Annotated in this window: 1 pseudogene; it reads right to left on the bottom strand. The window is 78.8% G+C overall.

What is annotated here, in order from left to right:
* Positions 1–692, bottom strand: a pseudogene (locus ACFHYO_RS12430) (hypothetical protein); the annotation flags it as partial.

Genomic DNA, 692 nt, shown 5'->3' with positions numbered 1-692 from the left:
GGCGGCCGACGGCGCCGACTTGCGGGCCGGCTTGTGCGGGGGCAGCAGCGACTTGGGCGTGCTCAGCGCGACCGCGCCGGGGGTGGCCCCCGACTTGCCGACCGCCTCGGCGATGGCGCTTTCGACCGCGGCGGCCGAACCCTTGCCCGCGGCCTGCTTGCGCGACGGACGGCTGGCCGGGCGATCGTCGTCCGCCGGGGCGGATTTGGTCGCGGTCTTCGACGACTTCGCGGGCGCGGCCTTGTCGGCAGCGGGCTTGGCCGCGGCCGGGGCATCGGCCTTGGCGCGCGCGGCGGGGCGGGACGCGGGGGCGTCGGCCTTGGCCGCGGGGGCCTTTTTCTTCTTCTTCAGCAGCTCGTCGTCCACGGCGGCCTTGACCGCCGCATCGACCGCCGAGCTAGACCCGGCCGGCCGCCGCGAGGGGCGCGACTCGGCATAGCGCGGCTCGGACCCGTCGCGCGGGGCCACGCCGGCCAGCCGCGGCAGGGTCGGATGGGTGCGGTAGAGGTCGGCGAGCCACGCATCGGCGGCCCGGGCCTCGGCCGCGGTCATTTCGGCCGCGGTGACGGATTCGTCGGCCGAACCTTCCTCGGGACGCGGCCGCGGGCGCAGCACCGCCGGGGAGGTGGCCGGCGCGCTGGCCGGGGCACTCTCGCTGCGCGGCGCCGCCGGACGCGCCGGGGCGCGCGCGG

Origin of the sequence: Paracoccus panacisoli (genome assembly GCF_042435015.1) — a bacterium.
GTDB lineage: Bacteria > Pseudomonadota > Alphaproteobacteria > Rhodobacterales > Rhodobacteraceae > Paracoccus > Paracoccus panacisoli.
This window is presented reverse-complemented; position numbering and strand designations above follow the sequence as displayed.